We start from the raw sequence: 24,668 nt of genomic DNA on the forward strand, positions 1-24,668 counted from the left end.
TGGGGTCGGGCGGGGGCTGGTCAAGAAGGGCGCGGGTACGGTCCAGGGCGGCCGTCACTGCGGGACTCATGGGTTCCTCCGTGATGTGATGGGTGGAGGTCCGGGCCTGATAGCGACAGGCCCGGACCGCTACGCGGCGGGAAGGATGAGCTCGCCGAGGACGCGGCCGACGCGGTCCTGGTCGATGAGGTCGGCGACGTCGCCCGCAGAGGCGCCGCGCGGCACGGAGAGGCCGAGACGGCGGCAGAGGCCGAGCTGCTTCGGGCTGGGCTTCCCCGCCCTCCACCGGGCATGCTTCGACACGAACGCGCCCGGCGCGAGAACACGGGCCTGCTGCTCCAGCCACGCCAGGGCCTCCGGCAGCGGCCGAGCGACGTCGTCCCTCGGCGGGTGCGCACCGTGCGCCTGGGTCCAGCGGCGCATCCGGTACAGCCGGGTCCCCGGGTCGCGTACGAGGAAGAGGACCATGGCGGACGTGAGGCGGATGAACCACGTGCCGTCAGCCGTACGTAGCCAGCGGATCGGGCTGCTTCCGAAGAGGTTGATCTCCTCTGCGTCGACGCGGGCCGCGAGCGCCCTGCGCTCCTCTGCGGCCGCGTGCTCCTCGGCGACCTCCCGCAGCGTCTTGTTCTCCGTAGCCTCCCCAACCTCCCGCGCGGTGAGGTCGACCATGGACGCCAGCTTGTGCCGGGTCGAGGCGCCCATGACGTCCAGCAGCAGCGCGTCCCGCTTCCCCGGCGCCGGGCGGAGAGCGCGGCCGGCCATCTGCACGTACAGGCCGGGCGACTTGGTGGGCCGGGCGATCACGGCGCAGCTGGTGTGCGGTGCGTCGAACCCCTCGGTGAGGACCATGCAGTTGGTGAGGACCTGAACGTCGCCCGCCGTGTAGCGGGCGAGCGTGGCGCGGCGGTCGTCGCGGCTCATGTCGCCCCACACCGGCGCTGCGGTGATCCCTGCGGCCTCCAGCGCGGCGGCCGCCGCCTGGGCGGTCGCCACGGTCGGGGTGAAGACGACGCCGGGCCGGTCGGCGGCGTGGTCAACGTACGCCTTCGCGATGGCGTCCAGCGCGCCGGAGTCCTCCAGGGCCTGGCCGAGCTGCCCGTCGACCAAGTCGCCGCCGCGCGTACGGACCTGGTCGAGGTCGAGGGTGTCCACGGTGATGCGCTTGCCGCGGACGTCGCACAGGAAGCCGTCACTGATCATGTCGAGGATGTCCAGCCTGAAGACGACGTCCTCCCACACCTCGGCCAGGCCGCCGTCGGTGCGGGTCATTGTCGCGGTGAACCCGGCGACGGGCGTTCCGTCCCAGGCCCCGAAGTGGCGCAGGACGTCCATGTAGGTGCGGGCGGCCGCATGGTGGCACTCGTCGACGATGACGAGGCCGATGTCTCGGATGGCCTCGCGCCGGCGGGCGACCGCCAGGGTCTGGACGCTGGCCACGATTACGTCGGCGTCGTGGTGCTGGTCGCGCTCGGCCTTGACGATGCCGACGCGCAGCATCGGGTCGACGGCGAGCAGCTTGGCCGCAGCCTGCTCGATGAGCTCCTCCCGGTGCGCGATGACCAGGACGCGGCGGCCGCCGAGGCTGTCGAGCATCTGGTGGGCCAGGTGGGAAAAGACGACGGTCTTCCCGGCGCCGGTCGGAAGGACGACGGCGAGCCGGGTGGCTCCGGCTGCCCAGCCGGTTCGCAGGGCCTCGATGGCGTCGAGTTGGTACGGGCGAGGGGGGAACGTGGTTGTGGTCATGGGTCACCTCGGTTTCGGTTGCTGGGTGTTTGCGGGGAGTGCGGGGACTCGGCGGTCGCTCTGCGGGGACTCCTGGCAAGGCTTTGAGTGGTGCTGATCAGCGGTTTTGCGGGGACGCGGGGACTTGCGGGGACTTAGGAAGTCCATTGATGTCGAGAGCCAAGAAGAGCTGTGTGGTGATGACGCACAGCGCATGTGATGTGCGATGCATGTGTGACCCGCGCGCTATATGGGGAGCGGGACGGGCCCCCGCAACTCCCCGCCTCCCCGCATCAGCGCAGGTGGTCCGCTGTGCGGGGGTCTCTCCAGGTCCCCGCACAGGTCCCCGCAGAGCCCCCGCACTCCCCGCCGGACGGCCCGTCACGACTCGTGCCGTCCGGTACCGCGATCGGCGTGGACGTCGACCCGCCACAGGTTCTGCTTCCGGTGGCTGTCGACGACCATCACGACCTTGTGGACGCCGAAGTAGCGGCCCTGCCGGGCCTTGAGCCAGATGCCGAGCTGGTTCGCCGAGGGCGGCTCGTCGCCCTTGCGGGGCACGTGGTTGGGCAGGCCCTTGATGACCGCGCCCGTGGCCAGCGGCTCGTTGCCGTAGGTCTCGCGCCACATCTCCAGGAAGAGCGACCACTCCTGCTGCTCGTCGTCCTGGTTCTCAGCGTCGGCGGTGTCGGCCATCCAGCCTTCTACGCCGAGGTAGTGGAGAAGGCCCGCCACCATGGACGCCCATTCGCTGTAGTCGCCCTTGCGGACGCGGATCACGGGGGCCCCTGCGGCCAGCCAGGCCCGGACGAGGGTGACGAGCGCGGCGACCAGGGTGGAGGCGTTGGCGCGCAGCCAGGGGCGCAGGTCGCCGATGCGGAACCCGTCCCGCTGGTCGGGGTTGGGGCAGTCGGGGTCGAGCCGCACCCACAGGATGCGGCGCTTGTTGTCGCCGCCGGTCCGCAGCGCGTTGCCGGTGACCACCCACAGCCGGTCGTTCCGCATCGTGACCTTGCCGGTGGCCCCGAGGATCCGGTCGCCCCAGTGCTCGCCGGTGAGGAGAGAGGAGATGACCGACGTCTTCAGGACGAACCCGTTCGGCAGGTTGTCGAAGACGACGACGGGGGACCCGGTGCCGTACAGCTGCGTCGTGATGCTCTTGCGTAGCTCGGTGTCGTTTTCGGGCCAGGCCGTGTCCGCCGTGCCGAAGCAGTACTTGAAGATGTCCTTCAGCAGGGTCTTGCCGCTGCCGGCCGCCGTCGCGGTGATGGCCACCATCTGAGTCGGTCCGTGGAAGTACGCGCGCAGGATCGGGGTGAGCAGCGCGCCTAGGAAGTTCGCTCGGTCGCTCGGCTTTACCCAGGGGAAGTCGTGCAGGACGTCGCCGAGCACGATGCTTTTTGCCCGCTCCAGGCTGTCCCTGGTCACCTGCGGCTGAAGACGGCGCAGCGGCACCCGAGGCTCCAGGTAGAGGCCGGTGGCCCGGTCGTACCCGGGAGACTCCAGCAGGCTGCCGTCGGGCCGGATCACGGGAGATGTGACGACCCCGCGCAGCGCCGGCAGAGGCCAGTCCTTCCGCCCGAGGACCGTGGCGCAGCTCTTCGGCATGAGGAGCTCCCGGTGCTCCTCCATCTGCTCGGTGACCGGGTTGCGCTTCACGACGTAGCTGGAGACGTGGTCGGCGAGGTACGCGCGGAGGTTGTCGGACGCGAGCTGCTGTACCACGGGGTCGTCGTTGTCGTCGCGGTACACCCAGCACGGCCCCCCGGACCGCTTGTAGAGGTCGGGCAGTTGGCCGTCCTTCATGAGGGCGAGGACACCGTCGATGCCGTCGGCCTCGTTTGTGATGTCCAGCTCGGGGCGGGCCGGGACGGCGCGAAGCTGCGGGCCGCCCTCGAACCCGTCCTGCGGGTCGGGTGCGTGGTCCGGGTCCAGCGCGGAGGACCCGTCGGCGAAGTGCTGCTGCTGCGCAGGTACGGAGGAAAGGCGGCGGCGCACGGGGGCGCTGCCGTACCCCTGTTCCCGGAGGGCGGCGGCGGCCGCCTTGTGGTTCCCGCCGTGGTGCAGCTGCGCGTACGCTCCGAACTTCGAGTAGGGCGTCTCGGCGGTGAACTCGCTACTGGTGGTGAAGACGTACAGCCGGTCTGCGTCTCCGCGGCCCGTGGTGGCCTTAACCCCGCCCTTCCCGTCGGCCCACCCCCAGTAGGTGGTGGTGCCGCGTGTGGTCACCGGGACGAAGGTCCCGTTCAGGATCGTCTCCCAGTCCGCACGCCGCTCGAAGTCGTCGCCGGGGCGGAGGCCGCCGTCGGGCAGCGGCGGCAACGCCTTGCCGACCGCCTTCGGTGACTCGGGCTTGGGGAGGGTGTCGACCATCCGGCAGACCTCGTGGATGGCGTCCAGACGCTCGGCGCTGATGGTGGGGATGGTGGCGGGGGCGCCGCTGGTGCGGAGGTAAGGGCGGCCGGTCTCGTGGACAGTCCCCCCGCTCGGCTCAACGAGCCCGTACCCGCCTTCGCCGCGCGTTTCGATCTGCACGCGGATGACCTGGCTGCCGGGCTTCTCGGCCAAGCGCTGCTTCTCCTCCGGCGTGTACTCCTCCGGGCGGGCCAACCGGGACGCCAGCTTCGTGTTGGGCCGAACAGGGCCGCCTTCGACGCGAACCCGGAAGTGCCGGCCGCCGGACGGGGACGTGCTGGCCCACCCGGTGAGGATGGCTTTCCATTCCTCGCCGAGCCCGGATGCCTCCATGACCTCGGTGACCTCGTCGAGGAGTCCGTCCTCGATGGCGGTTCCCTCGAACTCGATGAGCTCCACGCCGCCGGACACGGCTCCGTAGACCACGGCGATACCTGCGGTCGTGCCCGCCGGGAACCACCGGTCGTGCTCGGCCGGGATCGAGCGGGTCACCTTGTACGGCGTCCACTTGACGGAGGCGGCCTTGCTGCCGTCGGCCTTGATGGGGAGTACGCACAGTCCGGCCTCGTCGTACTCGCGGGCTGCGGCCCGCATGTCGGGCGTCTGCGCGTCGGTCACTGGTGGTTCTCCTGGCGTGAGGGGCAGACGGTGCGGTGGATGTCGGAAGCGGTGGCGGTGAACGCGGCGACCGCGGCGGGGCCGGTGACGATGTCGCTGCGGTAGTCGCAGGGGATGCACTCGTACCGAGCGCGCGGGGGGCGGTCCCGGTCGCCGAAGTCGACGAAGAGCGCGCCGACGATGCGCCGGGGGGTCGGGCTATTCATGGGTGCCTCCGTCGCTCTCGGCCAGGCCGAGAAAGGCGAGGAGGTCGGCGCGACGGACGCGGACGATGCGGCCGAGCGGGACGACGGGAACGGGGAACTCGCCCTGGCGGATGAGCCGGTACCCGAGGTCGCGGCCGATACCGAGGGCGGCGAAAGCGTCTTCCGCCTTGGCCATGGCCGGGAGGTTGAGGACCTCCTGGGCGCTGAGTGCGGTGGGAGTGCTCATGCGGGCACCGCCTCGGGGGCCGGCGCGCTGGCGTCGACGAACGACCGCCCGGCCCGCTCGCACGGGACGAACAGGATGAGCAGGTCGACACCTATGACCTGCGCGATGCGCTCGGCCTTCTCGCGCGGCAGGAACCGCTGTTCTCCGGAGAGCAGCGCGCCGACGGTGCCGAGGGGGAGGGAGGTGAGCGAGGCGAGGTCGCGGGCGGTCAGGCGGGCGCCCGTCCCGCTGCGCTCCATCACCTTCGCGAGCAGCTGCCGGTCGTAGACCCGGCACATGGGTGGCTGGGGCATGTTCACCTCACGAAATGGTTCGTTCATTTTTCTGAACGCCCTCAGCATTCCATTGCCTGAACGGATTGTCCAGACAGTTGAAGATTGGCGGTGTCGTGAGCCCTGTGCGCCCCCGTGACGCTCTAGCGCTTCCGTGCCATTGCCTGAACAATCCGTTCAGGTCGCGTGACGCCCCACCCCTGCGACATGGTGAGATAGGGCCGCGCGCGAGTGATCACCCTGAACAGCCATCGCACTGGAGTGACAGGATGAACGTCATGACCGAGAACAGGCCGGACGCCGAGACCGGAGCTGAAACCACCGAGTTTGCCGACCTCATCAGGGAGCGCCGGGCCGCCCTGGGGCTCTCCCTGAGTGCGTTCGAGAAGCGTTCGATCGATCCGGTTACGGGTGCGCAGGTGAAGTCGGGGTGGGTGTACCGCCTGGAGACAGGAGAATCGGTGATCCCTCCCCGCACGGCACAGCTCAGGGCACTGCGAGAGGCTACGGGTCTGCCGCTGCATCAGTTGCAAGATGCGGCGGCGGCCCAGTTCTTCGGAATCGAACGCGTGTGGGCGGAGAGTGGCGAGGCGAGTGCGCTTGTGCGGCGGACAGAGAAGTTGACGGAGGATCAGCGACAGCAACTCCTGCGACTCATCGACGCGTTCGCACCACCGGGTCGGGATGAGCGCTGACCTGCACCCTTGACCTTTGCGTTACTCAAAGTGAAACCACTCGAAAGGGTGTAGGCCGCAGCGTTCGCGAGTGACATGATGTTGGCATGTGACGCAGCGCACACGAATCGGAGCAGTACGCTCCATAGATCGAACACTTGAGCGAGCGGGGGCCAGCGTGACTAATCTGCCGAGCAAAGCGGCGGCTGTGAAGTACGCCACAAGCGGGGAGCTCCCAGTGGGGCACCGCGTGGTCATAATTCAGACACTCAGCGGCCCCCTGATGGTTGTACGCGAGGGCAAGATAACTCCGGATCTGGTAGCAGAGATCGTGGAGATGCACGACGCGCTCCAGGCCTCCGGCATCCTTGAGGGTGACCAGGAGGAGTGAGCCGTGGCCACATCCCGTCGCGCGGGCGGCATCACCAAGCGCTGCGAGTGCCGCAGCCCGGAGGGCCGCCTCCTCGGCACGGCGTGCCCACAGCTCACGAAGAAGAACCACGGCAAGCTCCTGCTGCGGCAGGAGCTCCCGCTCGATGCCGACGGGAAGCGCCGCCCGTTCCGCCGCACAGGGTACGCGACGGTGACGAAGGCCCAAGCGGACCTGGACAAGCTGCGGGCCATCCTGGACCTGGTCACGGACGAGGACGAGGACGCCGCTCGGCGCGTCGGTGACCTGCTCCAGGCGGTCATGCGTGACCGGGCGCCCATCCCGGATGCCACCGAGGTGAAACGGCGGCTGGGTGTCGGCATTGAGCTCGAAGGCAAGATGACCATGAGCCAGCTCTTTGAGTCCTGGCTCGGCTCGAAGAAGACGCGGCCGACCACCACGAACGGATACCGCTCGCACGTCCGCGTCCACCTTGACCCCGGGGTCGGACACCACCGAGTCGACCGCTTCGGCGTTGGCCAGGCGCAGTTTTTCTTCGACGCCATCACCGACCGCAACGACACGATCCGTGCGGAGAACGCCGCTCGCCGGGAGCAGGAGCAGCGGGCGAAGTGGGCCCGGGGCGGCCGCCCGCCGGCGGCCGAGCGCCCGCGGCTGGAGGAGGAGCGCGCACGGCTGGCGGCAATGCCCCCGTACCGGCGCGTTACCGGGCCCGCCACCGTGCAGTCCGTCCGTCGCACTCTGCGCGCTGCATTGAACTACGCCATCAAGAAGCAGGTGACGACCTTCAACGCGGCGCAGCACGTAGAACTGGTCCCCGCTGCCCGGCCGAAGGGCCTGCTCTGGACGGACGAGCGCGTTGCCCGGTGGCGGGAAACCGGCCGCAAGCCGAGTCCCGTGATGGTGTGGACCCCCGCACAGCTCGGCGCCTTCCTGGACGCTGCCGAGGGGCACGAGCTGTACGCCTTCTTTCACCTCGTCGCTCATCACGGGTTCCGCCGAGGCGAGGGAGCGGGGCAGGACTGGGAGAACGTCAGCTTCGAGCGGCGGACCGTGACGGTCGCGAAGGAACTGGTGGTCGACGGCTGGACGCCGATCGAGACCAACCCCAAGACGTCCGGCTCAGCGGGCACCGTGAAGATCGACGCGGGTACCGTCGCGGTGCTGCGTGAGCACAAGGCCCGCCAAGAGGCTCAGCGCGAGAGGCGACTGAAGGACGGGAAGAAATGGGCCAACACGGGCAAGGTCTTCACCCAGGCCGACGGCTCATGGGTCCACCCTGAGACGTTCAGCGACGCATTCCGCGAGATCCTGGCGACAACGGACCTGCCGCCCATCAACCTGCGGGACCTGCGTCACGGCGCGGCCGCTCTTGTGAAGGCCGGCGGCGGCGACCTCCACGACGCAAAGGTGAAGCTGCGTCACTCCACGATCGTGCTGACCTCGGACACGTACATGGAGCTGTTCGAGGACTACGAGGACGAGCTGACCGAGCGCGCAGCCGCCGTCGTGCCAAGGGCCAGGAAGGCCACCGGGGGACAGCCGCAGGATGCGTCGGAGTAGTACCCTGGACGTAGGACAACAAGGCTCCGTCACCGCAGGTGACGGGGCCTTTCTGCTGGCCCGCTGCTGGCCCGAACGATCCGTAACAGCACCGCATGAGACCTCATGAGACCGAGCGAACCGGCCGAGCCCAGCGGAAGGAAACTACCGCTGACCAGCACTGGAGCACATAGTGTCGCCTCGGTCGTCATGATGTCGCACGAGACCTCATGAGCGCGCCGCAGACTTTTAATCCGTTGGTTGTGGGTTCGAGTCCCACACGGCCTACCCCTGGACCCCAGCTCAGAGCATGTGTGAGCTGGGGTCCTCGCTCTTTCGGGCAGCATGCGTGAGCGCTGCTGGCCCGCTGCTGGCCCGAAAGGTCAGCGAGAACGCACAACGGCGCCCTGACCGCGTTCTGCGGTCAGGGCGCCGTTGGTACGCCTACGGGTAGATGAACCCGGCCACTCCGGGCGGTGGATTCACCGCCTCCCACGCCGCCACAAGGCTCTCGTACCGAGCGTCTACCCACTCCCGCGTCGTGGGTGAAGGCGGGGCGCTCTGAGGGGCTGTGAGCGCCGGGGCCTGGGGGAGGAACAGCAGGGTTGGCATGTCGGCTCCGTTCGTGCAGTGGCCCCCAGCATTCATGATCGAAGAAAGCCGGGTCTACCCTGCATGCAAAATGATCATGACCGGTCAGCGTGGAACCCGTGCCGCGCGTCATCCCGCCAGACCCTCGCCTCCTGGAGAGACGACGGCGGATCGCTGCCCAGATCCGGGCCGCCCGCCTGCACGCGAACCTGAGCCAGCAGGACGTCATCACCCGCACCGGTATGGACCGGTCCGCCTACCAGGACATCGAGCGCGGGCGGTCCAGCCCCCTTCTCGACAACCTGCTGCGCATCGCCGACGCGATCGGTGTCCCGCTCGCCGACCTCGTCCGGGAGTAGACCCTGCCCGCACCCCGGCCGCCGCCGGCCCCGGGTACGAGCAGGGAGTCTCAGTACTTCAGCCGCGGCTGGCTGGCGATCTCGGCCATGGCCTTGCGTAGCAGTTGCTTCGAGGGGACCCGGGGCTGGCACTCCGGGCTGCGTGGTGGGTGGGCCCACATGTCCGGCCGGGCGCCGGACATCGACTGGCCCGCTGCGGCCAGCACCGCAGGGCCGATGATCGTACGGTCGCAGTCCACGCAGATCCTCATCGGCGGGCCTTCCGCCAGGCGCGGCCAAGCCGTATGGCCGTCACGCAGGGAGCGGTGCGGCAGGCGGCGCACTGGACGGTGTGCCCGAGCCAGATCTTGTACGCGGCTTCGGCGGCCGCCGCCGTCTTCGCCGTCACGACCGTGCCTTCTGGCAGGTGCGGCAGCAGCGGGGGAACCAGTGGACCGAGACCCCGTGCGCGTCGAGTGGGCGGGCGCCCAGGTCGTGCGCCGCGGCGTTGGCCAGTGGGGCCGCGCACCAGACACAGTTCGCGCCACGCTGCTGCGCGTCGGACAAGGTCACGGGGTCGGGCAGCGGTAACTCGGAACGCGGAGGAGATGCAGGCACAGTCATGGTCGGCTCCAGGTCAAAGGCTGGTGCCTCGACCGTAGGAGCGCAGACAGCGAACGAGGGGCAGGAATCCTGCCCCCCGCTCATCCGTTCGACATCAGGCCGCGAGCAGCCCCAGCCGCTCCGCCAGGACCGCCGCCCGCCGGCGGCGCTCCGGCACCTTCGACTCCGTCTCTTCGAGCACGATCCGCCTGGCGTAACCGTTGTACCGGATCGTCTCCGGCGCGGCCTCGTGCGCCCGCTCCAACGTTGCCAGCGCTGTCTCCTGCTGGCCGTTCAGCTGGTACGCCCGAGCCTCCTCGATGCGGTGGCGGGCCAGCCGTGGGCGAGACGGAATCGCCTGCGCGTCCGCCGTGTTGGCCTGGCGCACGGACTCGCCGCCGGCCCGGAGCTCCACCGCTACCGTGACGGCGTGCGCGCCCATGATGGCCTGCGAGAAGCTTGTCACCGGGTGGTAGTACGTCGTGGGCAGGCGTTTCGCCGTGGTCTGCGCCTTGTCCCACCACCCCCACGCCGCGCCCTTCATCCCCCGCCGGGCGGCGGTGTACCCGGCCTCGAACTGGAGCGCCCCTGCGATCGCACGCACCCGGTCATCACCGTCCGGGAGGAACCGCTCAAGGTAGGCCAGCGCCTCCATGGTCATGCTGTCCGCGGCGTCGAAGTGCGTGGGCCCGGAGTCGCGGTGCGCCTGCGCGGCGAGCCACGCGGCAACCCCGATGGCGTGGGGGTCCTCGGACTCCTGTGCGGCAACCATGCCGCGCTCGGCAACTCGCCACAGCAGGGCGCTTTCCGGCTGGTAGGCGAGGAAGAACTGCGCGAGGCTGTACGTCTCGGAGAGGACCGCCTGCGCCGCGCGCCGGTCGGCCGCCGAGTCAGCCTGCCGTACAGCAAGCTGGGCGTCCCTGATCAGACCAGGCAGAAGCTCACCGAGGACCTCTCGATGGTTCGCCGCCTGGTGCCGCGCGGCCCACGCCTTCGCCAGCCGGGCGGAGAGGTGAGCGGCCGGTGGAGCTTCTCTGTCGCTGCTGAGCGACAGGGTGTTGACCGCGTCCCGCACCGCCTGGAGGCGGGGGTGGCCCGGCCCGATGAAGAGGTCGACCGGGGCCGACTGGTCCCCCGTCAGGTCGGCCAGGTCGCGCACGCGCAGCAGCTCGGCGATCCGCAGCACCACGGGCAGCTTCGGCATGCCGATCTCTCCTCGCTCCACCTGCTTCACCCAGGAGGGGGACCTGCCGAGCAGGCCGGCGGTGACCGGACGACTGAGCCCGCGTCGAGTCCGGAGGATCTGCATGCGTTGACCGAATGCCATCGGGTCGGCATACGGGTCCGGGGTAGCATCAACTGGCATGGCCTTGCCCCTCTCTGTCCAGCTCGTCACTGCCAGGGTATGGGGCAAGGCCCTTTCTGTGAGCCGCGTTACTGTCAGTTGATCCTTCCCGGCACGACGAAGCGCCCCCTGCCCCGGCACGTGGCCAGGGCAGGGGGCGTGATCACTTTGCGGGTACCCGTAAAGTGATCAGCGTTTTCACCTTCGCGGTGCTGCGTGGTCGTTCAGCGGATGAGGGCGAGGACCCCGGCGGCGGCGCCAGCCACCCCGGTCAGGGCGCCCAGCGTGGGCAGCGGCCACCGGGCGCGCTCCAGGGTCCGGAGCCGCTGCTCGTGGTCACCGAGGTCGGTCCGGATGTCCCGTGTGTCGTCGAGTACGCCGTCGATTTTCGACTCGATCCGGCCGACCGCCTGGGCCAAGCTCCGCACCTCCTGGTACATCTGCGCCGGGGAGATGTACACCCCCGGGTCCTGCGGGGTCACTCGATGTCCCCGTACCGACTGCGCGGCGTGTGCCGTGCCTGGTACCCCGCCAGCCACGTCAGCCCGGACGGGACGAGCGCGAGGAGCGGCGCCTGGAGCCAGGAAGGGAGCGGGCCGAGCAGGCTGTTGTCGGCGACGATCGCGTTCAGTACGGCGATCGCGAGACCGGCGAGGAACGTAGCGGCCGACGCCGCCTTCACCTTCGCTTCGACGGGTGCAGTGCTGGCCATGGTCAGTGCTCCGTTTCCAGGCGCACGGTGACGCCCTTGATGGCGGTCTCGATGCGGGCGATCAGGGCGTCCACGTCCACCGTGGCGTCGCGGGCGGCCAGGGCCTCGGCCATCGTGCGGACCGTCGCGGTCACTGCGGCGATCTCGGTCTGGGCCTGCCGCACCCTGACGTGGATGTCGCGGATGTACGAGTCGGGCGTCCAGAAGTCGTTGCCCTTCGCGGCCGTCGCCGGCGAGGCGAGGATGCCGTCCGTCTTCCAGATCTTCTTGACGTCGGCGGTGGTCAGGGCCACAGCGACCTCCTTGGTGGGCGTAGTAGGTGCGGGTGCGCCGCTGGGGTTCCAGCCGGCGGGGTGCTTCAGCCGCTCGGCAACGTCGGCGCGGAGGGTCGGCATGCCGAAACCTCGGGGGTCGATCTTGTCGCTCGACCACTCCAGATGGCCGATCACGCTCTTCGCGTTCCAGCCGTGCGCCCGGCACACGGCGGCCTGGACGCGGACGATCGCGTCGTACTGGGCGGCGGGCCAGGGGTCCTTGCCGTCACCGAGGTTCTCGCACTCCCACCCGTAGAACCGCGCGTTGCCGTCGACCCCGTTGCTGTTGCCCTTGGTGGGGGGCGAGGGCCGGGTGCCGTAGGACTCCGCGACAACCTGGGCGAGAACACCCGGGTCGCCGCCCCCGGCATGGTTGGCACGACCCCAACCCACGAGGTGCACCCGGCCGTCCTTCGCGATGACGCCGTGGCACAGGGGTCCGGGCAGGTCCGCGTACCCGTCCCGGCACAGGGCGACCGTGGACGCGGTGCCACGGGTCACCGAGTGGTGGACCATGCTGCCGTTGACCGGGCCCCACAGCCCCTTCGAGCTCCGGTTGTGCTTGGGCCAGTTCCCGACCTCGACAACGGTGACGCCTTCGGCGCGCAACGCAGCGAGAACGGCGGCGTCGGACAGAGGAATGGCCATGGAGTCTCCAGACATGCAGATGCCCCGGCCAGACGGCGCGGGGCGGCGGTAGGTGGGGTGGGTCAGGCGGGTACGAAGCGGCGGACGACGAGCTGCCCGTACCCCTCATCGACTCGCACGGTCTCCCCGGCGGCCGGAGACGAGCGGAACGCAGCGGCCTGGAACAGGACCATGGCCCTGTGGCCGGGCGGCCAGTCGTCAGGGACCGTCCACGCGGCCCCCATGATCAGCGGCATGTGGTGGCGGTCCGGGGTGCAGTTGTCCGCGAGGTGCGGGGCGATCTGCGTCCACGGCCGATCAGCCACCGGCACGGCGGGCACGAGGTCTACGTCGTACACCCACAGCGCGTGCCCCACCCCCACCACCCGGCCGGTGTCGTTGGTGATCTGCGCGCGGGCCGTCACATCCAGGACATCACCAGGACAGACCGGGACCGGAACCCGCAGCAGGACACGCCGGGTCGTCGACGTGGCCACCGGCAGCGTCGCAGGGACAAGATCCTCGGTTGACACGAATCGTTCAAGGAGCCACCCGGCCTGGGCTACGAGCACGGTGACACCCCGATCGAGCGGGCGAAGATCGTGCCGGAACCGGCCGACACCATGCGGTGGCAGACCACCGCGTTGTACACGGAGCCAGGCGTCAGACCGGACACGATGCTGTACATGGACGCCTGGACCCGGCTCCCAGACCCGGACACGTTCGGTGTTTCCAGGCAGTGCTCGTTCAGCCCGTCCTGGACCATCGCTCCGGCGCCGAGCGTGCTGCCGGAGCGCAACGCGAACGCGACCTGCGCGGCCACGGCGGAGGTGGGCTGGAACCGGGAGTGCCAGTCGACACGGACTCGGCCCGTGGTCGGGGCGGTGAAGACCACGCCGACGATGGGGGTACCGGCCGTGAACACGATGTCGGTGAACCCGACGATGTCGGTTCCGTCGGTGACGAACTGCACCGGTGGTGTGTCCTGGGCCAGCACGGTGGTGCCTGCCAGCAGGTCAGGCATGCCCTGCTCCTCTCATAGGGCGCGCACGGTCTGCCGGGCCAACCTCACGGCGGTTCCGGCCGCGTGCGCTTTGGTGATGCCGTTGACCCCGCGGGTCACGGTGAACGTCTGAGTGGTGGTGGTGCCGGTGCAGTTGGCGACCCGCATGACTTCACCGCCGACGGTGATGTCGAGGGGGTACGCGGTGGGGTAGGTGGCGGAGTCCGCCCAGCGGGGGCCCAGCGTGGTAAGGATGCTGGCGGTGGTGGCGCTCGCGGTCATCGGTGTGTTGAGCCGGGCTCCTGCCGTGTCCCGTTTTCCCAGGGCCGGGTCGCCCCTGATGCCGACCTGCCAGGGGCCGGCCGGTGTGCAGTTCATGGCCAGGGCCCACTCGTACAGGCCGAGGATCTCGGTGTGGCCGAGCATGTGCTGGTCGATGTTCCCGGGCGGCAGCCACGGCGGAGGGTTGGCAATCTGGACCCGGTCGCCGATGTCCATCGCGAGGACTTGGGGGATGAGGTGCGGGGCGGCGTGCAGCCACACGCTGATCGTCGGGTAGCGGGCCTCGTCCCAGGTGCCCAGGTGCATGCGCCACTGGGCGTGCACGGGCGGCTGGGCGTCGGTGGCGAGCGACAGGGTGACGGACTCGTCGTAGGGGCCGACACCGTCCGGCGGCGGCAGGACGGACAAGGGGCCGGTCTCCAGTACCGCCCGCGCGGCCGAGCCTCCCCGTCGGGTCACGGTGACGTCGTTACGGAGGTGCTGGTCGTCCTCGACCGGCTCCAGCGGCGGCGGCACCTCCCCCCGCGCCCGGTAGTCGAGAGCCAGGGCCACCCGCTGGTTGTACAGCGTGGCCCGGTCCCGGTACACCAGCGCCGTCTCGTCACGCCGCTCGTACAGGATCCCGCCGTCGGTCTCCGCGCACTCCTCCAGCAGAGCGAGGTAGGTGTCCGGGCGCTGCGGGCCCATGGCCTCCGACAGTTGGGTGGTGTCGCCGTCGATCCACGTCAGGGCCACCTGGTCGGGTTCCTCGGCGGCCAGCCGCGCCAGGCGGGTCAACGCGGTTTCGCCGAGGAAACCGTCGTCGGCCCCGGCGAAAATCTCACTGCCGGGCGGCGACGTGACCAGTACCCCCGTGGCCGGAACGTCGAACACCGCCAAGTGCCCTATGGCCATGTCCGCGAGGTCCTGGCCGTAGGCGCCGCGCACCCCCACCACCGCTCCCTGCGCCCCGGTGAACACCGTGCGGGAGATCCAGCGGGAGTTCGTCGCGATGTCCCGCCAACTGACGTACAGGTACGTCGAGCCCCCGCTCGCCGCGGTGTAGATGGCGAGGCGGTTCCACTTCCCGGTGAAGTCGGCCAAGGCGCCCGCGTTGGAGTACACGAAGAACGCGAGGACTTCGCCGGCCGAGTCCCTCGCCTCGATCCGCACTCCGGACGGTGACGCGTAGACGGACGCTGTCCGCATCACCGACCCGGCCACGTCGACGGACAGGACCTCCGTCTGGAGGGTAGGCATCTGCGGCAGGTAGTAGACGGCCTCGACCTGCCAGCCCTGGGCGGTGCTGCGCGGGACCGTGGCCTGGAACGAGCACGGGTTGGACGTCTTGGGCAGCGGGCTGCTGCCGCCGAGCGAGTCGTCCGCGGCGAAGTCGAAGCCGGGCATCTGCGCCGGTGCGACCCCCGGCAGCGGGGAGTAGGCGGCCGTGGCGGTGTCGCCGTCCTCCATCGGCCAGTACGCGACCAGGTGCGGGTCGGAGGGGATCCGGCGCCGCAGCGTGCTGTCCAACGCCTTCTTGCCCTGGCCCATGCGGCGGGTCACCCCGGACGCCTCGATCGGCACCCACACGTCGGCGCCGGACACGTCCCACCGCGACGGCCAGGAGCTGACCTCCCCGTGGAACCGGTACTCCCGATCCGAGACGCGGGCCCCCACGCCGAGGGTCCAGGCGCGGCCGGCGCTGTCCGTCCAGGTGGCCGTGCCCTCGGCCAGGGTCCGCACGTCCGGGGCGGCCACGACCGTGCCGCCGATCCCGGACCGGACCTCGGCCCGGTGGACCCGCCCGGCGACCGGGGTGACCCCGGACGCGGCGATCGGCGCGACCTCCAGCGGGGTCGTCCCGGCGTAGACGCTCGTGACACCGGCCGCGCCGACCGGGTCCCCGATCTGCGTCCACGGCCCGGCCAGGGACGCCGCCCAGTAGAACGTCGCGGTGAAGCCCCCGCTGCCGTTGTTCACGTCGAGGACCGCGCGGACCGCGGCCCTGCGAGGCAGGGCGGGCAGCACCACCTGCGCGAACAGGGAGTCCGATCCGGTTGTTGACCAGTTGAGGATCAGGAACCCGTCGAGGATCCGCAGCAGGTAGCTGCGCTGGTTGGTCGCGGAGTTCCACCGGCCGAGCAGCGCCTGGGACGTTGACGACGTCCAGTCGGTGGTCGCCTCGGCCCGGAGGTCGAGGTCGCCGGTGATACGGAGCGGCGCGGCGTCCGGGGTACGGGCGTAGGAGGCGGTACTCCCGGCCAGTTGGAGGTAGGACTCCGGGCCCTTCACGGACACCCTGATCGGGGTGTTGCGGCCGATCAGCCCGTAGTACGGAGACAGCGGGTTCCGTGGGCTGTAGCGGCCGTGCCGGTTGTTGAGGGTCAGGGAGCACGACGAAGGCTCCAGCGAGGACGACTCGTCGGCGGCCCCGCGGGTGATGGTAATCGGGTCGCGGGTGTAGACGTCCGTGCTGACGTCCGTCCACCCGCCGATCAGGAGCTCCGTCCGCACGTCCAGAGGTGTCTGCGGAAACGCCATCACGTGGCCTCCTTTCCGTAGCCGAACGCCCGTTGCACGCTGCCGCGGCCGTCCTCCCGGACGATCGTGCGAATGAGCCTCTTGACCTCGTCGCGCCCGGAGATCTCGATCCGCACCGTCTGGGTACCGCCCGACGTGAGCAGCGGCGCCCCGGAGGGTGTGGGTGCCATCTGGCGGCCGGTCGCCTGGGCTTGGTTGGTGGCGGGGCCGGGCCGCACGATGTCGGCCATGGCCTGGTCGAGCCTGGTGCGGCCGTCGTCCATGCCCTCGATGATCCCGGCGGGGACCATGGATCCGACCTCGTCCGCCATCAGGCGGCTGGGCGAGTGGATGCCCAGCGCCTTCTTGATGCTGGACGCCATGCCCTTCGCCAGGGACGCCATCTGCTTCTCGATGGCCTTCTGCTGCGACTTGAGGCCCTTCACCAGGCCCTGGGCTGCCTGGATCCCCGCCCCGTACATGGCGGTCCCGGCGGTGGCCCCGGCCTGGTCGGCGGCCCCGACGAGGGCGGCCTGGGTGTTGTTGATCTGGGTGATCTGCCCCTTGGACGCCATGGCCAGCGCGGCGGCCGCGCTGGATCCCTGCTCGACCCCGGCCTGCGCGATCTGCGCGATCAGGTCGGAGCGCACTCCCTTCTTGCGGAGCGTCGCGAGCTGGGCGGCGAACGTCTTGGCCTGCTGCATCTTCTGCTGGAGGTTGGCCAGGATCGTCTGCGCCGAGACCGGCCCGTTGGCGTTGTTCGCGGTGATGTTCGCCGAGTCCAGGACGCCCTTCTTCACGTCCGCGGCGAGCTTGTCGCGGGCCTTGATCTGGTCGGCCAGGCTCTTCGTCGCCGTCTTCAGCCGGGCGGCCACCTTCACTTCCTGGTTGGCCAGCGCCACCAGCTGCTTCGAGCGGGCGCCGACCAGCTTGAGCGCGGCGGTGCGCTTCTTGCCCGGGTTCATGCTGTCGCGGACGATCCCGGCGACCTTCGTCGCGGCGGCCCGCACCTGCTTCGCCGACCCCATGAGCCCGTCGGCCAGGCCCCGGCCGATCCACGCACCCTGCGCGGCCGTGACCTTCGAGGGGCTGGCGATGCCCAAGGCCTTCGCGATCGGCCCAGGCACGACCGACTTGGCCCAGCCCAGGATCTTGCCCTTGAGCCAGCCGCCCATGCCGAGGATGCCTTGCCACAGGCCGGACACGACGTCGCGTCCCTTCTGGACCAGGAGCGCCGCCATGTCGCCGAGGGCGCCACGGATCTGGCCTGGGAGCCCGCGCACGTAGGAGACGAGGCCCGTGACCTTCGCCGAGACGCCGGCGCGCAGCCGGTCCCACCGCTGGAGGGCGCCCGCGATGAAGTTCGCGACGGTCGAGACGATCGACGTTCCGATCGCGACGATCTTGCCCCAGACCCAGTCCCACGCTGCGGCCGTCGCGGATTTGATCAGGTCCCAGTTCGCGACGATCAGCACCACGAGGCCGATCACCGCGGCGATGACCCAGCCGATCGGGCCCATGGCGATCAGCCACTGTGCGGCCATCACGGCGGCCCACGCGACCGCGCGGGCCGCCATCATCAGGAACTGCGCGGCAGTGGTTAGCGCGGCCCGCACCACCGCGGCGATCCACGTACCGATCCCGGCGAGGGCACTGCCCACCCACGCCGCGCTGGTCGTCGCGGCGGAGGCCACCGCACCGGCGGCGATACGGAGGTAGGCCATCAGGCCGACCGCCATCATCCGCGTCCACCCGGCAATAGCCCGATATGTTGCCGAGTTCTGGACGTTCGTCGCGGCGGTGGAGAGGGCCGTGTAGGTGGCGTACACCTTCTGTGCGGCGCCGACCGTCATGACGACCCCGGCCAGGATCCCGAGGGTGGCCAGCAGCGGTACGACGGCCCCCTGGTTGGCCATCCCGAAGTCCACAAACCCGGCGCCGACCTCGGCGAGCTTGGTCATCGCGGTGTTCTTGAACTTGGTGAGCTTCTGGGTGGCGGTGCCCTCGACCCGGTCGACCATGTCCTGGGTGGACCCGGCCGCGTCCTCCAGGCCGAGCGCGGCGAACCCGCCCGCCTTGCCCAGACCGATCAGCGAGGCCTTCGCGTCCTCACCGGGGCCGCCCATCAGCGCGGCGGACAGCCGGGTGGCGTCGGTCTGGTTCTTCACCTTGGACAGGGCGATGGCGATCTGGTCGAACGCCTGGGTGCCCTTACCCTTGTTGATCTTCGCCTGGATGTCCTCGACGTCCAGGCCGAGTTCCTTCAGGGGCTCCTTCACCGCGTCCGTGTCGGCGATGCGGAGGTTGAACTCCTTGATCGAGTCGCCGAGCCGGTCGATCTGGAACAAGGGGTTGCGGGCCGCTTCGGTGAGCGCCCCCATCATCTGCGGCCCGGTGACACCCAGTTCCTGGAAGAACGAGGAGTACTCGGTGACCAGGGCGGGCACCTCCGCAGCCATGCCCGCGGGCAGCTTCTGCGCGGCGGCGGTGATCAGGTCGAACGCCTCGGTGCCGTCCTTCGCCAGGCCCGACTTCATCAGCGCGCCGGCGGCCTGCGTGGCCTCGTTCAGGTCGAACTCGAACGTGTCGGACAGCACGTGCGCCTGCGTGGTGAGCTTCTGGAGCTCGGCGCTGCTGACGTCGCCGACGTCGACCATGGATGAGGCGACCCCGCGCAGCGCGATAGCGGCCTCGTCCACGTTCTCGGTGAACCCGGACGCGAACACCGCCCCCGTCACACCACCGATCCGGGCAGCCTCGGCCTCGTTCAGATCGAGCTGGTTGGCGAGCTTCGCGTTCGCGCCCTCCATGGACAGGGCCCCGGCCACACCGACACCGAGCGCCGTACCGATGCCGGCGCCGATCGTCGCCGCGGCGGTCCCCATCCGCTCGCCCATCCGCTCGACCACACCGGACGCACGGTCCCGGGCAACGAGGTTGAACACGAGGGAGGTGTCGGCCACGGGGGCACCCCCTCTCTGTTCAGGTGTTCAGTTGTTGGCGGCCTCTTCGGTGGCCTTCTCGTACTGGTCGAGCCAGCCCAGGACCGCGTCGGTCTCCTCGACCGTCATCAGCCGCCACTGCCACGGCTTGATGCCGAGCAGGTGGGCCGCGTTGCCGAGGTGGACTACTCGGCGATCGGCAGCTGGGCTTTTCCCTCGGTCTCGGTGTCATCGAAGGCGTCCTCGATGTGCCGGTCGATCGCGGCCAGGGAGGCGGCCAGCTCATCGCCGTGGAGGGACTCCAGCATGTTCTCCCGCATCGACTCGAACTCCTGCTTCGAGTACTCCAGCGTGAGCTCGTCCCAGGCGAAGTCGACGTCCTCGAACCGGGTCTTCGGGTGGTCGCGCCGCAGGTAGGTGAACAGCAGCGCCCTGCGGCACAGGCTGTTGCCCTGCAACACGTCCTGGGTGAACTGGGCGAAGTTCCGGCCGGTGCGCCGCTCGATGTCCTCCCGCTCCACGGACATGAGCTTTTTCGGGTTGTAGCGCCACCGGGTCGGCTCGGCGTCGCCCTCGCGCTTGAGCACCAGGTACATGGGTGTCCTTCCTATCGGGCCCGCGCCGCCAGGCGCCGGGCCATGTCTTCCATCGCGGTGTGCACCGCAGCCAGGTGGCGGGCGGAGTCGTTCTCGAATGCCTCGTCGAACCACTGCCGCTTACCGGTCTGGGTTCGCCACGGCTCGTGCCCGTAGCTGAGGGTGCGCCACCCGCCGTCGCGGCGGTTGGTGCGCTTCGGGGCGTTAGTAAATCCGCGCAGGCCAGGTGTCTTGAAGGCCTTCACGCGGGCCCCGGTCCAGCGGCCGCCGAGCTTCACCTCGGGGCGGATCTTCTTCGCGATCCCGGACCGGAGCCCAGGCCCCATGCCGGTGCCGGCCGAGGGCATCGACATGATCGCGGACTTGGCCATCGCCGCCCCGGGCCGGAGCGCGTCGCGCATGGTCTTCGCGAGCTCCTTGCGCAGAAGCTTGCCGTCTTCCTCGCGGCGGATCGCCCGGACCAGGGCGTCCAGCCCCTCGTGCGTGACCGTGAGGTCGAACGGCGGACCGGTCGCCATCAGGCGGTCGTGCGAACCACGGCTCCGGACGTCGGGTAGCCGACCGACACGGAGGCCTCGTCGCCGACGGAACCCTCGACGGGGTTCCACCCGTTGATCAGGACCGACCCGGTCCACTCCGGGTTGGAGACGGACTTGGGCGCGGCGTCGAGCCGCACCACGAACGGGACGACGGTTCCGAGCAGCGGCCACATGATGCTGTCGATCTTCGTCGCGGCGACGTCCTGGAGGAACTCCAGCCCGAGCTCACCGCTCTTGAGGCCGCCGAGGACCTCCTTCCAGCCGAGGGACGCGTAGGTGGTGACGTCCTTGTCCTCGACCTCGACCGTCACCTCGCACTTGCGGGCGTAGGCGGAGAGGTCGTTACCGCCGAGGCTGACGTGAGCGGCCAGCAGCACCATCTTGGGCATGGGGGATCACCTGATTCCGAGAGAGACAGCGAACATGAAGCTGGGGCTGGTGCCGGTCACCGTCCAGGCGATCCGGTAGTGGGTGTCCGTGATGGCGAGACCGTCGGTGCGCACGGCCTGGCCGCCCGGGGTGCTGGCCGCGGTGAACGCGGCGCGGGTGACGGGGGCGGCGAAGTCGGCGGCGGCGTCGGACTCGACCGTCACGGTGAGGGACGGGGTGGCCGTGCCTGCCACGGACAGGACGTGCAGGGCGGCGTACAGCCGCTTCCCGGCGGGGACAGCGCCGAGGGTGAGGGCGGTGCCGGTGCCGTCCGCAGTACGGGCCAGACCGGGCGCATGGGCGATCTGCCCGCGCACCAGCGGCCACGACGACTTGACGGTCCCGGACCAGGGGGCGATCTCCCCGACGGCGTCACCCGCCTTGTAGTCGGCGCGCATGCCCTGCACCAGGTAGGCCAGGGCGCCGACCACGGAATCGGCGGGGCACACGGTGTAGGGGCCGACGCCGCCGAGGTCCGCCCAGGACGCGTCATCGACCCGGGACGGGTCCCCGGCCTCCCACTGGCCCTCGGCGGAGATCTCCGCCGACCCGAGCCCGCCCAGGACCTCCTTCCACCCGTTGCTGCGGTAGTTGGTGGCGTCCTTGTCCTCGATCTCGCTGGTCAGCTCGATCTTGTTGGAGGCGCCGGACAGATCCGCGCCCGGTGCGAACAGCCTGGCGTCGAGCAGCACGAACTTGCCCACGGCGGCTACCCCTCTCCGATGATCTTGATGATGAGTTCGGCGCCGACGTAGTCGGTGCCCGCGTGCTCGTACCAGCGGTAGCCCTGCATCCGCATCACGTGCAGGTCGTGGGCCAGGCCGCCGAGCGCGTACTCGCCGGGGGCGCCGCGCGCCGCCTCGATCGCCTGCTTCAGGGAGGCGGGGCCGGAGCCTGCCAGCAGACTGTCCAACGTCCGCTGGGAAGCGCGGTCATCGGCGCGGCCGACCAGGACCCGGCACGTCAGTTCCACCACGTCCAGGCCCCTGCTCATGGCCTTGTCGTAGTCGACGGTGTACTCCCCGCAGAAGAAGTGCGGGGCCACCACGGCATCGGGCACGTACCCGGTGCAGGTCAGCTTCCCGATTCCTTCGGGCAGGCTCACCGCGCGGGCCGCGTCCGCGATGGCGTTGCGGATTGCTGATGCCTCCATGCCGCCCCCTACCCGAAGCCTGGTCGGATGAAGTGCTCGATCAGCGCCCATACGTCCGGGTCCCGCCGCGACAGGCGGACCACGCCCCACTCGGCGGACCCGGTCACGCCCTCCGGGCTGTCCTTGCGCCGGAAGAGGCGGGCGGCCTGGATGAGCGTCGCCTCGGTGATCTCGTCCGGCATCGCAGGCCACCCCCACCGGGCGGTGACGCGGGCGCGCGGGCCGCCGCCCCACCCGCCCGCGGCCAGGGCCAGTGCGGTGATGGGGCGGCCCCGGACGAGCGCGTTGTCCGGGGCGGTGTCGTAGCCGGTGAGTGCCGTCCATGAGTTCCCGCTGCCGGTCTCCACGACGGTGGGGGTGGACCCGGCGTCGTCGATCAGGAGGCGGGCCCCGCTGTCTCCGCGCACCACGTTCCCCGCGAGCGTGAACGTGCGGGCCGACGGCTCGTCGTCCAGCCAGAAGCGCCGCCCCGTCGCCGTGTCGATGCCCCGGGAAGCGGCGGCCAGGGCACCGTCGAGCAGCGTGTCCCGGGTGTCGTCGTCCGTCTCGATCGCGAGGCGCAGTTTCAGTGCCGCCCGGGTGGCGTACTCGTTGGCCACGGCCTACTCCTCGGCCGTGGGCGTCTTCCGGGGCCGCCCTCGGCCGCGCTTGGTCTCGGCCGGCGCGGTGGCAGTCTCGGGGGCCGGGGCCTTGGTGTCCTCGGACGCCGGGGGCGTCGCGGTCTCCTCGGCGGGCGGGCCGTCCGAGACTTCCTCGGCGATGCCGGACGCACACAGGTGCTGTGCCTCGCCGGTCGGGATGTCGGCGATCTGCCCGACAGGCGGCCACGGCTGCCCGTTACGCAGGCCGGACATGGCGATCTTCATGCGGATACGCATGGTGTTCCCTTCAGGAGCGGGCGACCGGCGCGAACCGGGGTGCGGTCAGCAGGAAGTGGCAGCCGACGATGCCGCCGTCCGTCGCGCCGGACGTCACGACGACCGCGCGCAGGTACCGGCGGGTCAGACCGATACCGACCTCGAACACGGTGTCGTCGTTCGCGGCGACGACAGTGGGTGCCGTGCCCTGGAGCAGTCCGGCAGCAACGGTGGTCCAGCCGGATGAACCGGTCTCGGAGTCCTGGATGGCCACCGCGTGGGAGCCGTCCGTGATGACTCCGGTGGACACGACGAGCATGGCGTTCTGCATGCCGCCGTTCACGCCCCGGTCGACCGCCGCGCCGTTCAGCGTTCCGTTGGTGGCGATGGCCGGGGCCAGCGACACCTTGGTCAGGGTTCTGTCGTACAGGGTCACAGGTCCTCCTGTGCCAGGGCGGGGCCGGGCTCGCGGTGAGTCCGGCCCCGTCGGGTGGGTGTGGTCAGGAGGCCCCGCCGGTAAAGGTCTTCACCGCGCCGGTCAGGTCGACGAGGGCCGCGTCCGCGCGCATCAGCGCCCGGAACGTGACCATGTCGGAGTCGAACGCGAAGTCCTCGGACCGCTCGAAGCGGATGCCGCCGGCCATGCGGACGAAGTACTGAGAGAAGTCACCGAAGATGACGGACTCTGCGGACAGGCCGATGGCCGGGACGTTCGGGTCGGTGAGGACCGGCTTGCCGAGGATCGTGTCGGGCTGGCCCACGATCACCGAGGGCTGCCAGATGTACTGGCCCTCATCGGTCTTGATCTTCCGGATGGTGCCCGCGGTCGCGTCGGCCATCATCCACTGGCAGGCGGCGCTCTTGCGGTACGGGCTGATGACCGAGTGGAACAGGTCGATCAGCAGATCCGCGCCCTGCCCGACGGTGCCCTGGGATCCGAAGCCGCCGGTGACTCCGGTCGGCCCGGTCGCCCCGGCGGTGGCGTCGGTGATGATGCCGCGGGGCTGCGCCGATCCGCTGCCGGTGATGGCGTGGGCACCGAACGCGTTGCCGAGCGCGCGCCCGGTCTGCATCGCGAGGTAGCCCTCCAGGTCGACCCCGGTGTCGGTGACCAGCTCGCGCGACACCTTGATCAGGTTGCCGTACTTGTACGCCCCGAGGGTGACCATCCCGAACGCCGGGTCGGACGGGCCGATCGTGCCGGACTCGGCGACGATCGCCGCCGAGGAGTGCGCGGTGGTCTTCGGGATTTCCAGCGCCTCGCCGGAGGAGGTGTTGAGGATCGTCGCCCCGGCGTCGAGGATCGAGCTGGTCTCGATCAGGTGCGCGACGAGCCGGTCGTAGAACGACGTCGGCACCGTGTTGCCGCCCGCGCCGCCCGTGGCCTTGGACAGGGCACGGAAGTTCACCGGCCCCTGCGGGCGCACGTCGAAGAACCGGGGGCCGTCGCCGGTCAGGAACTTCCGGAGCTCGTCGGCTCCGATGTCTCCACTGACGCCGCCCTTGCCGCGCGGCTCGCCGCGCAGCTTGGCCATGGCGTCCTCGGCGTCCTTCGCCCGCTGCTCGCCGTCGACCACGGCCTTGATCCGCTTGTCGAGCGCGTCGAGCTCCGCGTTGAGCGACGTCCAGGTGGACTCCTCCTCGCCGGAGAAGTTCCTGTTCTCGTCAGCCGCCTTGTCGGCGAGCGCCTTGGCCTGCTCCCACACGTTCATACGCCGATCGCGCAGGGCCTTCGCAACCTCGGACATGGTCCGACTCCTTACTGATGA

Annotated in this window: 28 protein-coding genes and 1 tRNA gene; 5 read left to right on the forward strand and 24 right to left on the reverse strand. The window is 70.2% G+C overall.

What is annotated here, in order from left to right:
• Positions 1-129 precede the first annotated feature (129 nt).
• The 5 genes from ACFZBD_RS32875 to ACFZBD_RS32895 all read right to left on the reverse strand — a co-directional run bounded on the left by ACFZBD_RS32875 (position 130) and on the right by ACFZBD_RS32895 (position 5,483).
• Positions 130-1,746 (reverse strand): DEAD/DEAH box helicase family protein, encoded by a 1,617-nt coding sequence (locus tag ACFZBD_RS32875; RefSeq protein WP_391146895.1) that lies wholly within the window; start codon positions 1,744-1,746, stop codon positions 130-132.
• A 360-nt stretch (positions 1,747-2,106) separates the two neighbouring features.
• Entirely contained in the window at positions 2,107-4,758 is a 2,652-nt protein-coding gene (locus tag ACFZBD_RS32880; RefSeq protein WP_391146898.1) for a bifunctional DNA primase/polymerase, read from the reverse strand.
• Complete coding sequence (locus ACFZBD_RS32885) at positions 4,755-4,964, reverse strand: hypothetical protein (RefSeq protein ID WP_093820498.1); 210 nt, start codon at positions 4,962-4,964, stop codon at positions 4,755-4,757. The genes ACFZBD_RS32880 and ACFZBD_RS32885 overlap by 4 nt, the downstream gene beginning before the upstream one ends.
• Positions 4,957-5,190, reverse strand: coding sequence for an AlpA family transcriptional regulator (locus tag ACFZBD_RS32890; RefSeq protein ID WP_256074078.1), 234 nt, complete (start codon positions 5,188-5,190; stop codon positions 4,957-4,959). The genes ACFZBD_RS32885 and ACFZBD_RS32890 overlap by 8 nt, the downstream gene beginning before the upstream one ends.
• A complete protein-coding gene (locus tag ACFZBD_RS32895) occupies positions 5,187-5,483 on the reverse strand; it encodes a helix-turn-helix domain-containing protein (RefSeq protein WP_391146901.1) in 297 nt (98 codons plus the stop codon). Before ACFZBD_RS32895 ends, ACFZBD_RS32890 begins: the two co-directional genes overlap by 4 nt.
• 257 nt (positions 5,484-5,740) lie before the next feature.
• On the opposite strand from ACFZBD_RS32895, the gene ACFZBD_RS32900 reads away from it, so the two are divergent.
• The 5 genes from ACFZBD_RS32900 (at position 5,741) to ACFZBD_RS32920 (ending at position 9,019) form a co-directional block, all read left to right on the forward strand.
• On the forward strand, positions 5,741-6,157 hold the full coding sequence (locus ACFZBD_RS32900) for an XRE family transcriptional regulator (protein WP_391146903.1): 417 nt from the start codon (positions 5,741-5,743) through the stop codon (positions 6,155-6,157).
• Positions 6,158-6,314: 157 nt separating this feature from the next.
• Positions 6,315-6,527, forward strand: a complete 213-nt coding sequence (locus ACFZBD_RS32905) for a hypothetical protein (RefSeq protein ID WP_391146905.1) — start codon at positions 6,315-6,317, stop codon at positions 6,525-6,527.
• 192 nt (positions 6,528-6,719) lie between these two features.
• Positions 6,720-8,090: a tyrosine-type recombinase/integrase gene (locus ACFZBD_RS32910; protein ID WP_391146907.1), complete on the forward strand. Its 1,371-nt coding sequence runs from the start codon at positions 6,720-6,722 to the stop codon at positions 8,088-8,090.
• A gap of 122 nt (positions 8,091-8,212) precedes the next feature.
• Positions 8,213-8,356, forward strand: a tRNA-Lys gene (locus tag ACFZBD_RS32915).
• Positions 8,357-8,779: 423 nt separating this feature from the next.
• Positions 8,780-9,019 carry a helix-turn-helix domain-containing protein gene (locus tag ACFZBD_RS32920; RefSeq protein WP_256074034.1) on the forward strand — a complete coding sequence of 80 codons (240 nt, stop codon included), beginning with the start codon at positions 8,780-8,782 and terminating at the stop codon, positions 9,017-9,019.
• A gap of 50 nt (positions 9,020-9,069) precedes the next feature.
• On the opposite strand, the gene ACFZBD_RS32925 is transcribed toward ACFZBD_RS32920, so the two are convergent.
• The 19 genes from ACFZBD_RS32925 to ACFZBD_RS33015 form a co-directional block, all read right to left on the reverse strand.
• Positions 9,070-9,258 carry a hypothetical protein gene (locus ACFZBD_RS32925; protein ID WP_391146911.1) on the reverse strand — a complete coding sequence of 63 codons (189 nt, stop codon included), beginning with the start codon at positions 9,256-9,258 and terminating at the stop codon, positions 9,070-9,072.
• 8 nt (positions 9,259-9,266) lie between these two features.
• The gene (locus ACFZBD_RS32930) at positions 9,267-9,407 is read right to left on the reverse strand and encodes a hypothetical protein (protein ID WP_391146914.1); all 141 of its coding nucleotides are present in this window, start codon (positions 9,405-9,407) and stop codon (positions 9,267-9,269) included.
• 309 nt (positions 9,408-9,716) lie between these two features.
• A complete protein-coding gene (locus ACFZBD_RS32935; RefSeq protein WP_391146917.1) occupies positions 9,717-10,967 on the reverse strand; it encodes a helix-turn-helix domain-containing protein in 1,251 nt (416 codons plus the stop codon).
• A 203-nt stretch (positions 10,968-11,170) separates the two neighbouring features.
• A complete protein-coding gene (locus ACFZBD_RS32940; protein WP_391146918.1) occupies positions 11,171-11,428 on the reverse strand; it encodes a hypothetical protein in 258 nt (85 codons plus the stop codon).
• Positions 11,425-11,658, reverse strand: coding sequence for a holin (locus tag ACFZBD_RS32945; RefSeq protein ID WP_391146921.1), 234 nt, complete (start codon positions 11,656-11,658; stop codon positions 11,425-11,427). Before ACFZBD_RS32945 ends, ACFZBD_RS32940 begins: the two co-directional genes overlap by 4 nt.
• A gap of 2 nt (positions 11,659-11,660) precedes the next feature.
• Positions 11,661-12,620: an N-acetylmuramoyl-L-alanine amidase gene (locus ACFZBD_RS32950; RefSeq protein ID WP_391146924.1), complete on the reverse strand. Its 960-nt coding sequence runs from the start codon at positions 12,618-12,620 to the stop codon at positions 11,661-11,663.
• Positions 12,621-12,682: 62 nt separating this feature from the next.
• Positions 12,683-13,096: a hypothetical protein gene (locus ACFZBD_RS32955; RefSeq protein WP_391146926.1), complete on the reverse strand. Its 414-nt coding sequence runs from the start codon at positions 13,094-13,096 to the stop codon at positions 12,683-12,685.
• 65 nt (positions 13,097-13,161) lie between these two features.
• Positions 13,162-13,623, reverse strand: coding sequence for a hypothetical protein (locus ACFZBD_RS32960; RefSeq protein ID WP_391146927.1), 462 nt, complete (start codon positions 13,621-13,623; stop codon positions 13,162-13,164).
• Between the two features lie 12 nt (positions 13,624-13,635).
• Positions 13,636-16,404: a hypothetical protein gene (locus ACFZBD_RS32965; RefSeq protein WP_391146929.1), complete on the reverse strand. Its 2,769-nt coding sequence runs from the start codon at positions 16,402-16,404 to the stop codon at positions 13,636-13,638.
• Positions 16,404-19,346, reverse strand: coding sequence for a hypothetical protein (locus ACFZBD_RS32970; protein ID WP_391146932.1), 2,943 nt, complete (start codon positions 19,344-19,346; stop codon positions 16,404-16,406). Before ACFZBD_RS32970 ends, ACFZBD_RS32965 begins: the two co-directional genes overlap by 1 nt.
• Positions 19,347-19,510: 164 nt before the next feature.
• On the reverse strand, positions 19,511-19,921 hold the full coding sequence (locus ACFZBD_RS32975; protein WP_391146935.1) for a hypothetical protein: 411 nt from the start codon (positions 19,919-19,921) through the stop codon (positions 19,511-19,513).
• A gap of 11 nt (positions 19,922-19,932) precedes the next feature.
• Positions 19,933-20,439, reverse strand: a complete 507-nt coding sequence (locus ACFZBD_RS32980; RefSeq protein ID WP_256074049.1) for a hypothetical protein — start codon at positions 20,437-20,439, stop codon at positions 19,933-19,935.
• On the reverse strand, positions 20,439-20,849 hold the full coding sequence (locus tag ACFZBD_RS32985) for a hypothetical protein (RefSeq protein WP_391146939.1): 411 nt from the start codon (positions 20,847-20,849) through the stop codon (positions 20,439-20,441). The genes ACFZBD_RS32980 and ACFZBD_RS32985 overlap by 1 nt, the downstream gene beginning before the upstream one ends.
• A 6-nt stretch (positions 20,850-20,855) precedes the next feature.
• Positions 20,856-21,593, reverse strand: a complete 738-nt coding sequence (locus ACFZBD_RS32990) for a hypothetical protein (RefSeq protein WP_391146942.1) — start codon at positions 21,591-21,593, stop codon at positions 20,856-20,858.
• 5 nt (positions 21,594-21,598) lie between these two features.
• A complete protein-coding gene (locus ACFZBD_RS32995) occupies positions 21,599-22,042 on the reverse strand; it encodes a hypothetical protein (protein WP_391146945.1) in 444 nt (147 codons plus the stop codon).
• Between the two features lie 8 nt (positions 22,043-22,050).
• Positions 22,051-22,641, reverse strand: coding sequence for a hypothetical protein (locus tag ACFZBD_RS33000; RefSeq protein ID WP_093820451.1), 591 nt, complete (start codon positions 22,639-22,641; stop codon positions 22,051-22,053).
• Positions 22,642-22,644: 3 nt separating this feature from the next.
• Positions 22,645-22,920 carry a hypothetical protein gene (locus ACFZBD_RS33005; protein ID WP_093820453.1) on the reverse strand — a complete coding sequence of 92 codons (276 nt, stop codon included), beginning with the start codon at positions 22,918-22,920 and terminating at the stop codon, positions 22,645-22,647.
• 10 nt (positions 22,921-22,930) lie between these two features.
• Positions 22,931-23,335: a hypothetical protein gene (locus ACFZBD_RS33010; RefSeq protein ID WP_381194750.1), complete on the reverse strand. Its 405-nt coding sequence runs from the start codon at positions 23,333-23,335 to the stop codon at positions 22,931-22,933.
• Between the two features lie 64 nt (positions 23,336-23,399).
• Positions 23,400-24,647: a phage major capsid protein gene (locus ACFZBD_RS33015; RefSeq protein ID WP_391146949.1), complete on the reverse strand. Its 1,248-nt coding sequence runs from the start codon at positions 24,645-24,647 to the stop codon at positions 23,400-23,402.
• Positions 24,648-24,668 lie beyond the last annotated feature (21 nt).

This window comes from Streptomyces sp. NPDC008121, assembly GCF_042957155.1.
Lineage (GTDB): Bacteria > Actinomycetota > Actinomycetes > Streptomycetales > Streptomycetaceae > Streptomyces.

Coding starts and splice junctions, on each gene's coding strand:
- ACFZBD_RS32895 (WP_391146901.1), bottom strand. CDS start 5,483: ATGCCCCAGCCACCCATGTGCCGGGTCTACGACCGGCAGCTGCTCGCG.
- ACFZBD_RS32995 (WP_391146945.1), bottom strand. CDS start 22,042: ATGGAGGCATCAGCAATCCGCAACGCCATCGCGGACGCGGCCCGCGCG.
- ACFZBD_RS32965 (WP_391146929.1), bottom strand. CDS start 16,404: ATGGCGTTTCCGCAGACACCTCTGGACGTGCGGACGGAGCTCCTGATC.
- ACFZBD_RS32950 (WP_391146924.1), bottom strand. CDS start 12,620: ATGGCCATTCCTCTGTCCGACGCCGCCGTTCTCGCTGCGTTGCGCGCC.
- ACFZBD_RS33015 (WP_391146949.1), bottom strand. CDS start 24,647: ATGTCCGAGGTTGCGAAGGCCCTGCGCGATCGGCGTATGAACGTGTGG.
- ACFZBD_RS32900 (WP_391146903.1), top strand. CDS start 5,741: ATGACCGAGAACAGGCCGGACGCCGAGACCGGAGCTGAAACCACCGAG.
- ACFZBD_RS32945 (WP_391146921.1), bottom strand. CDS start 11,658: ATGGCCAGCACTGCACCCGTCGAAGCGAAGGTGAAGGCGGCGTCGGCC.
- ACFZBD_RS32960 (WP_391146927.1), bottom strand. CDS start 13,623: ATGCCTGACCTGCTGGCAGGCACCACCGTGCTGGCCCAGGACACACCA.
- ACFZBD_RS32875 (WP_391146895.1), bottom strand. CDS start 1,746: ATGACCACAACCACGTTCCCCCCTCGCCCGTACCAACTCGACGCCATC.
- ACFZBD_RS32935 (WP_391146917.1), bottom strand. CDS start 10,967: ATGCCAGTTGATGCTACCCCGGACCCGTATGCCGACCCGATGGCATTC.
- ACFZBD_RS32885 (WP_093820498.1), bottom strand. CDS start 4,964: ATGAATAGCCCGACCCCCCGGCGCATCGTCGGCGCGCTCTTCGTCGAC.
- ACFZBD_RS32985 (WP_391146939.1), bottom strand. CDS start 20,849: ATGCCCAAGATGGTGCTGCTGGCCGCTCACGTCAGCCTCGGCGGTAAC.
- ACFZBD_RS32975 (WP_391146935.1), bottom strand. CDS start 19,921: ATGTACCTGGTGCTCAAGCGCGAGGGCGACGCCGAGCCGACCCGGTGG.
- ACFZBD_RS33005 (WP_093820453.1), bottom strand. CDS start 22,920: ATGCGTATCCGCATGAAGATCGCCATGTCCGGCCTGCGTAACGGGCAG.
- ACFZBD_RS32890 (WP_256074078.1), bottom strand. CDS start 5,190: ATGAGCACTCCCACCGCACTCAGCGCCCAGGAGGTCCTCAACCTCCCG.
- ACFZBD_RS32980 (WP_256074049.1), bottom strand. CDS start 20,439: ATGGCGACCGGTCCGCCGTTCGACCTCACGGTCACGCACGAGGGGCTG.